Here is an 8,145-nt window from a genome sequence, read left to right as displayed (position 1 = left end):
ACCCGGCGTTCGTGATCGGACAACTCCAGCGGCAACGGCTTCGGACCAGGCACCGCCCCACCCTATAACCGCAAGCGAACTATCGACTCAGGACACTAGGGTGCTTCCGGTGAGCTGCACGCTCCGGTTTCCGACCAATGCCCTGACCACCGGCGCCGCCCAGAAGTACCCGGCGACACTCGTGTCCCGAGGGCTCCCCTGAATCTGCCGAATCACTAGGTGGGCATCGTCTTGAGGCTCAAATGCCGTGAACAGTCCAGCCGCGAGTTGTCATCGCCTCGACGTACGGCTCGGCCCTTTTACGGTGCGCCGCGAAGGCGAGCAGGTGAGTGGGGCGGGTGGCGCCGACGAAGACGAGCTGCGCCGCACGCTGAATTGTGACCAGGGCCTGGGAGGCGTCCTGTTGCTGGCTCAGGAGTCCGAGGACCTCGTGTACGTCGTACTTCTTGCCGCTGCGTTCCAGGCATTCGAGGATGAGCGTGGCCGCGTGGGTTTCGCCTTTGGCGCTCTGGATCGATCCCGCAACCGACGCCACCACTCCCTGTTCCGCATCAGCCGCGGCCTCGGGCACGGGCGCTGGCTGGGCGACGTACGGGATGTGGGCAAGGGGGTCGGTGAGACGGGCGACACCCTTCAAGGGGCTCTGGGTCAGGTCGGGCAGCAGCCGCAGAAGCCGGGCGGTGAGGACTGCCCATTCGACGTGACTGTCGAGTGGGTTCGTCAGCAGGTCGTGCAGGAGCAGGCGTGCCCGGCCTCCGGCGGTGGCCGGGTCTCGGTCCAGTCGTCTCAGCGGGGGCAGGCCGCCGGCACTGGCGAGCCGGGCCACGTCACGGATGGCGTTCCACAGGAGCGTGACGGCTGCGTGGTTGTCGCCGGATTGCCGAAGCGCCTGGGCGGTACGTGCCGTCGTGATGAAACTGCCGGTTGTCTGGACCGGCGTGGCGGTGAAGCCGGGTACGTAGCAGGAGAGGGATTGCGGAAAGGCCTTGGCGCTTCCCTGGATGAGGCGGGCGCCCAGGACGCGGGGCGGGTTGTCCAGCAGCAGTTGGCGGGGGACCGTGATCGCTGCCATCCGTTCGAAGGCCGGTACGACCTCGGCGACGGTGTCGTCGTCGAAGAGCAGCAGGGCGACGGTCCCGTCGTGGCCGGCGCCGTCGATGTGCTGGCGGCGGTGGACCGTGAGGTCGCTGGCGAGTGCTGCGATCTTGCTGCCGAATCGGCGGCTGACGGGGAGTTGGGCGGCGTGAGGCAGGGGGAACGACGAGGGCTGTGAGGCATCCGGTCCGTCGGCGAAGATGCGCTGGTTGACGTCACCCACACGCTGGACGATCGTGCCCGGCGGGCCGAAGACCTTGTCGAGCAGGCGTTGCTGGAGGTCGCTGGTGTCCTGCATTTCGTCCAGGAGGACGAAGGGAAAGCGGTGGGCGACAGCCGGAGCGAGCTGTGGGTGATGAAAGAGGTGGTGCTCAGCCAGGGCGAACATGTCGTGGTAGCGGAAGACGCCTCGCTCCGTGAGCATCTCTTTGAGAGCGGCGAATTGTTGGCCACTGTCACTGGACGCTTTGAAGGGAGGTGTGCCGCCAGGTCCTGTCGCGATCAGCTCTCCGGCGTCGCACACGTAGCGGGCCTCGGCGACGAGTCCGGAGCCGTTCGTGCGATGCCCGAGCGCGGTGTTGAGTTTCCGGAACCGGGGGTGGCGTTCGAGTAGCCGGAGGGCTTCGTCCGCGTAGGCCTGGTCGTCGACAGTCTGGACTTCAATGCCCCGGGACCGCAGGGCCGGCAGGGCCAAGAAGGTGTTGGTGAAGGCCTGGATCGTGCCGATGAAGTGCGGGTACTGCAGGAGACGGCGTCCCGCCGGTGTGGCGGTGAGGCGGTTGGTGATCTCGTCCTTGGCCGTGTTGGTGTGGGACAGGACGCAGATGCCGCGCGTGGGCGAGGTCCATCCCTGGCTCAGGAGCGCGAGCTTGAGCCCGATCAGGCTGGTCTTGCCCGAGCCGGGAGCTGCTTGCAGGTCCAGAGATTCCGCGCTCTGGATGAAGTCCCACTGCTCCTGATGCGGCAGTTCGAGGCCGAGTCGCTGGGCGAGTGCCTCGACCTTGTCCTTGATGAAGACGTCGGGGGCATAGAGGGGCGTCATCGCTCAGACCTCGCTGCACAGATATGTGAAGGCGGCCACGAGGTAGGACGGCAGATCGCCATCGGTCACCGAGGTGGTCTGCAGGAGGCGGGCCGCGTGTTGGGCAGCGATCGGCTTGTTGCCCCGGCCCATCCGCAGCGGCTCATAAATGTCCAAGGCCGCCTTCTCCAGGGGGACGTTGCTCTCTCGCCACTTCTTGACCTCCTCCTGCGCCAAGCGGTCCAGGTCGGCGAGCCTGTCCGCAGTGGGCCAGGTGGTCTTGGAGGCGACAGCAGCGCGGACGGCCTGGTGCATGAGGGTCGCCATGGTCCAGGAGGCCGCGGCCAGGTCGTACTCCAACGTCCAGTGGTCGGAGACGAAGGTGCGCACGTGACCGCTGTCCTTTTCCTTCAGCGCTGCGACGTGATCGGCGATCTGCTGCCCGGTCATCTCCGCCGAGCACTTCAGCTGCTTGCGCATCTCCTCCGAAGTGCCGGCGGGCACCAAGTCCCGGTCCCGGATGCAGGCCACCGCAACCGGTATCTGCTCACCCTCGCGCTGGAAGATCCGGCTGTAGCGGAAGAGACCGACGCCGCCGACATTGACGACGCTGACACCGCATTCGCTGAAGGACCGGCCGACAGCCTGTGCGAGGGCGGGCAAAACGATGGCTTCGGCGTCGCCTTCGACGATGGCGACGCTGCGGGCGAAGAACAGGTTGGCCTTGGTCACGTCGAGGAAGCGGGTGAGGAAGGCGTAGTCGCCCTCGTCGAGACAGGTCAGTCCCGGTGCCAGGCGAAAGGCTGCTCCGCGGGCGACGAGGGTGAGGTGTTCCACCGGGATGGCCGAGGCCAGGTTCGGGCTGTGGGTGGTGAGGATGACCTGGACCGGCGGCGTCCCGGCTGTCCTGGCGGCCTCGGCGCGTTCGCGCAGCAGGTCCATGATGCGGGTCTGAAGTTGCGGGTGGAGGTGGGCTTCGGGTTCCTCGATCAACAGCAGGGGTGCGAAGGCGCTGTTGCCGAGCAGGAGCAGTTCGGCTGCCATGAACAGGGCGTTGTTGTAGCCCAGTCCGTGTCTGGTCCACTCCCCCGCGCCCGCGAGCAGGGTGAGTTCCAGCCGTTCCAGGGCGCGGGCAAGAGTGGCGTCGCCGGCGACGCCGATCTCGGCGCGCAGGACGTCGGAGCCGATGGAGAACTTCTGCAGGTAGCCGGTGTTGATGTCGTTGCGGGCCGCGGCCACCGCCTCGTTGTCACCGATGTGGCGTTCCGCGCGGCGCAGGATGCCGACCAGGGTGGTGGCGCTGTCGCTCTCCTCGTCGAAATCGTCGTCACCTTGTACGCGCATGGCCGGGTAGCCGGCGAGGATCTGCGAGAGCCGCGATCCGCGGCCGGAGCGCAGTTCGGCCTCGGCATCCCGCAACGGGCGCAGGTAGGTGGCCTTCAGCAGTTCACGTGCGGCACCGTCCAGAGCGGGTCCCTGCCCATCGCGTCCGGTGCGCGTGGTGACCGAGACCCTGTGGGGAGGCAGCGGCTCCATCAGCTCCGCTTTGACGGTGACATAGAGGGCGACGTTGCCGTCGTCGTCGGTGGTGAGCAGCTCCAGGAAGACCCCTTGTTCTTCCGTCGTCAGGTCCTTGAAACCGCAGGTGATCTTGAAGGTCCCTGCTCGGCCGTCCTGTCCGACGTGGAAGTCGTCACGCGTGATCCGGTAGAAGTCAGCCGCTGTGGTCAGCAGGCACAGGCGGATCGCGTCAATGATGGCCGTCTTGCCGCTGTCATTCTCGCCGACGAGGACGTTCGTGGCGGGACCGAACTCCAGGCTCAGACTGGCGTCCGTGTCGCCGCTCTTCTGCGGGGACGAGCCGAAGATCCGGAAGTTCTCCGCGTACAGCCAGGCAAGGTACAACGACGTCCCCCGAACAATGCGGCCCGAGCCCCGGATGGCGCAGGCGGTTGCAACCGCATCAAGTGCCCCACCCGTACGCGGTTCTGACGCATCATACGATTCATCACAACACTTGTGTCTCGTTGGGAGAATCCACCACCAAGGCTGGAAATGGACACGCCAGATACCCAACTCCGGCAGCAGGGCTGGACCGTCATCGCTGCGCGCCATCAGATGGGGATGATGGGCCTCCATGGCCGACGCAACAGCAGGAAGGCACCTGCGCCCGGCCAGGCGACAGGGCGCGGATTGGGCGCCTCGGCGGGTTCACGCGCACCGCCTGCGTGGATCTTCTGGAGGAATCGCGATGCCCAACAGCCCCTACGAGCTCACCACACCCCAGGAAGAATTCGAGGACGTTCGATTGCCCCCGGACTACTGAGACCCGGGCTTGCCGGATTCCTCCCCGGGGATGTGGTTGACGAGTTCCCCCGGCTCTACATCGAGTCCAGCAGCGATGTCCAAAAGCGTGAGCACGCTGGGGCTGCGCTGCCCATGCTCGATATAGATGAGTCCGCGGAAACTCAACCCACTGCGCTCTGCGAGCTCTTCCAAGGTGTATCCCCGGCCTTCCCTGAAGCGTCGAATCTGCATACCGAGGGACAGGAGTCGGGGATCTGGTGACGGTTCGCGTGGTGGCACACAGCGACACCACCCGCGCAACTTCCCCAAGACCATGAACAGCTGTGCATAATCGGGCTTCAGGCTGGAAATCCTGCACGTGAGCACACCTGAATGGTCGTGCGGCTGCGGCGCCACTCGCCCACACGCCTCGCCCGACGTAAACGGCCAGACAGGGTGCGACAGCAGGGCACTAGCTCACGAGCAATGAACGAGAACACATGGCCAGACCTGTGTTGCCATTCGATCGATGGCACAAGTCATATCCAAAACCCCACCGAGGTGACACTCCCTGTAAGTGCGGGACCAGGAACCGCCCCCTTTACCCGTCAGCGGACCACGGACGAGGGCTCCGCTGGCAAGCTCGCTACGTCGATCACCTCAAGAAGGAGCACAGAGAGTCGTTCGCTACCTGGGAGGAAGCCCTGGACCGGCTCGGCCAAATGGCGAACCAAGACTCGACCGTGACGGGCGCGAGTCAGCCGGTACGCGGTGCACGGGTCGCATTCTTCGGCGCGCAGATGATCGAGCGCAAACGGAAGAAGAAAAAGAGACCCAGCACGATCAACACCTACGAGAGCCACCTCCACAACCACATTCTCCCGTTCGCGGGAAACCGCCTGCCAGCATCGCTGCGGCGGCGCGATTCGATGGCCTTCATCGATCACCTGCTGGAAAAACCCAGCCTCAGATCAGCCCACACAATTGTTCAGATTTTCAAGACGTGGCGCATTCTCATCCACTACATGATGGACGAAGACATTCCGTTGCCCGCCAACATCGTGTCCCGCATCGAGCTCCCTGAGATCGACGACAGCAGAGTCTCCCTGACTCCCGAGCAGGTGGCCGCAGCCGCCGTTGCCATGCGAGAAATCGAGCCGCGCTACGAGATCCTGGTCTGGCTCGGCGCATGCGCAGGACTACGTGCCGGCGAGGCCCTGGGCCTGACGCGGGCGTGCGTCAGCTGGAAGGAGGATCTCCTCTACATCCAAGAGCAGCGTCAGCGCGGCAAGGCCGCACCGCTCAAAACGAAGGCCAGCTACGCGACCCTGCCTGTGGATCACTTCCTGATCGAGCAACTGGCGGCCCATGTGGCCAACTTCAGCGAGCCGGAACCGATCACCCACGACGCAGCGCGCAAGCGTCAGGCTCGGGGCCACGTGGAGCCACTTGACGAGGGGCTCATCTGACAAACCGATACGGGAGGCCCGTACAGAGCAGCGACTTCAACGAGAAGTGGCAGCGAGTCGTCGCCCGGGCCGGACTCCCTGAGCGCGCCCGTTTCCATGATCTCAAGAGCTTCTACACCTCCACTCTCGGCGGCCCAGGCAAGCATGATCCGAAGACAGTCCAATCCCTCTCGCGTCATGCCCGGTTCACCGAAACCTGGGACGTCTATGCCCGCCCGCCGAAGATTGCAGAGGGTCTGACGGTGACCGTTTTCGCCCAGGCATTCCACTCGATGCTGCAGCGGCCCAACGGGTGTTGAGTGCGGCGCGAGCATCTCGTTCGCCGCGCACCGGTGACCGAACCGCTGCGACTCTTCCGTCGCTACCGGGCGGGCGCACGGCGGGGGCGGGCTGTGGTTCTTGAGCTGCGCGGCGCATTACGTCGATACGATCTGCCCATCGTTGCGGCCGATGTGCGCCGTGAGCCGCTTGGGGGAGCCGTCGTGTCCAACCGTGTTCAGCCAGTCCAGCCCGGCGATCCGCGCCGGGTGGGTCCCTACCGCATCCTGGGGCGGCTGGGGTCCGGCGGTATGGGTACGGTGTACGCCGCTCTCACGGCTACTGGCGAGCGGGTCGCCGTCAAGGTCGTGCATCCGGCTCAGGCCTCAGACGGTGAGTTCCGGGCTCGGTTCCGGCGGGAAGTGCAGCTCTCCCAGCGCGTCACCGGGCCGTGCCTGGTGCCGGTCCGCGACGCCGACACCCAAGCTGCGACGCCGTGGCTCGTCACGCCCTATATCCCCGGCCTCACCCTCGACGGGCACGTGATGGCCAACGGCCCGTTGTCCGGAGGGCGTCTGTATGCGCTGGCCGCCGGCACCGCCGCCGCACTCGCCGCCGTGCACGCCCAGGGCGTCATCCACCGGGACGTGAAGCCGCAGAACGTCATCTTGGCCACCTCCGGACCACAGGTTCTGGACTTCGGCATTGCCCACGCCCTGGACGGCACTTCGGTCACCCGCACCGGGGTGCTGACCGGCACGCCCGGCTGGATCAGCCCCGAGCACTACCGCACCGGCGCCGTCGGCTCCCCGGGCGACGTGTTTGCCTGGGGAGCTCTCCTCGCCTACGCAGCCACTGGCCGTCTCCCCTTCGGCGGCGGCGCCGCTGATGCGGTGGCCTTCCGCGTCATGCAAGCCAAGCCCGACTTGGACGGCGTACCGACCGGCCTGCGGCGCCTGGTGGAGAAGGCTCTGGCCAAGGACCCGTCCGACAGGCCGAGTGCCGCTGAACTCGCGGGTGAGTGCACCGAGTTGCTCGCATCCCAGGCAACCGCCGTCCTCACGCCTGGGGACCAACAGCCCACACTGATATCCGACCTCGTCAGCGCGCACTGGGACCTGACACCTGAGGCCGAACTCGCCTGGCCCGCCCCGCCCGGGCGCAACAACCGCACACGCTTGTATCTGACGGTCGCCGTGGCCGCCGCCGTCCTCGGCAGCCTCGGCGGTGCCCTCGCGGCCGCCTCTCAATCATCAAACGCCGCCCACGGCCAGGCCCCCACACCGAGCAGCCACACGAGCCCCGCCACTGCCACCGCCGCGGCGCAGCAGTCCGCCTCCCGGACAACGAGCCCTGCTACGGCCTCCCCCTCGGGGCCAGCGACGCCCCAAACGCCCCAGCGCGCCAGTGCCCCCTCACCCGCCTACACCCGCAGCGACAACGCCCAGCCCAACGTGGACGAATGGGCCGCAGCCCGGCTGCCCGCCACCTCGGCCGAGAAGACTGCCGCAGGGCATCTGATCACGGATGCGGAGCCAGTGCTTCGAGGACAGCAGTACATGGGCGACACCGTAACCGTGACCTTCAACCCAGCGGCCCAGACCATGTTCGTCACCTTCGGCCCCGGCATCTACCCGGAGGGGCAGGACTACCGTGACGACACCGGATTCACGGACATCGTCCGCGGCCTGATGTTCGGCAGCTGCTCCGAAGCCCAGCAGAACTTCGGCAACGACAGCGCCTGGCCCTACGGCCGTGCCGTCCTCGTCTACCGGGAGTCCATGGCCAGCCCCACCATCGTCGACTACCGCGAAGTCACCCATATCGACAGCTGCCGCGTGTAGCCCTCGACTCCCTTACGACTCCTAATAGAAGTGGTCAGCTTGGCCTAATGGTCCGGAAGCTTCTTGTTGTTAGCCTCGCGCTTTCACGAGCGTGCCCGTCCATGCCTTGATCAAATAAGCGGAGAGTGCTCCTGACCTGCAACGATGGGACTTGTCTAGGGTCCTGTTGGCT

5 protein-coding genes are annotated in these 8,145 nt (G+C 66.2%); 2 read left to right on the top strand and 3 right to left on the bottom strand.

The genetic code is table 11. From position 1 onward, the window contains the following. Positions 1-238: 238 nt before the first annotated feature. The 3 genes from P1P75_RS37105 to P1P75_RS37095 all read right to left on the bottom strand — a co-directional run bounded on the left by P1P75_RS37105 (position 239) and on the right by P1P75_RS37095 (position 4,654). Positions 239-2,137, bottom strand: coding sequence for a UvrD-helicase domain-containing protein (locus tag P1P75_RS37105; protein WP_319263738.1), 1,899 nt, complete (start codon positions 2,135-2,137; stop codon positions 239-241). A gap of 3 nt (positions 2,138-2,140) precedes the next feature. Further along, complete coding sequence (locus P1P75_RS37100) at positions 2,141-4,021, bottom strand: AAA family ATPase (protein ID WP_319263736.1); 1,881 nt, start codon at positions 4,019-4,021, stop codon at positions 2,141-2,143. 414 nt (positions 4,022-4,435) lie between these two features. After that, on the bottom strand, positions 4,436-4,654 hold the full coding sequence (locus P1P75_RS37095) for a helix-turn-helix transcriptional regulator (RefSeq protein ID WP_319263734.1): 219 nt from the start codon (positions 4,652-4,654) through the stop codon (positions 4,436-4,438). 470 nt (positions 4,655-5,124) lie between these two features. Here P1P75_RS37095 and P1P75_RS37090 point away from each other — a divergent pair, with 470 nt between their 5' ends. Then, entirely contained in the window at positions 5,125-5,871 is a 747-nt protein-coding gene (locus P1P75_RS37090) for a hypothetical protein (protein WP_319263733.1), read from the top strand. A gap of 482 nt (positions 5,872-6,353) precedes the next feature. Continuing rightward, positions 6,354-7,973, top strand: coding sequence for a serine/threonine-protein kinase (locus P1P75_RS37085; protein ID WP_319263731.1), 1,620 nt, complete (start codon positions 6,354-6,356; stop codon positions 7,971-7,973). Positions 7,974-8,145: the final 172 nt, after the last annotated feature.

The organism is Streptomyces sp. ID05-39B, assembly GCF_033794725.1.
GTDB classification, from domain to species: domain Bacteria; phylum Actinomycetota; class Actinomycetes; order Streptomycetales; family Streptomycetaceae; genus Streptomyces; species Streptomyces bobili.
This window is presented reverse-complemented; position numbering and strand designations above follow the sequence as displayed.

Excerpts from the sequence above, each read along its gene's own strand:
- P1P75_RS37105 (WP_319263738.1), bottom strand. The coding sequence starts at position 2,137 with ATGACGCCCCTCTATGCCCCCGACGTCTTCATCAAGGACAAGGTCGAG.
- P1P75_RS37095 (WP_319263734.1), bottom strand. The coding sequence starts at position 4,654 with ATGCAGATTCGACGCTTCAGGGAAGGCCGGGGATACACCTTGGAAGAG.
- P1P75_RS37090 (WP_319263733.1), top strand. The coding sequence starts at position 5,125 with ATGGCGAACCAAGACTCGACCGTGACGGGCGCGAGTCAGCCGGTACGC.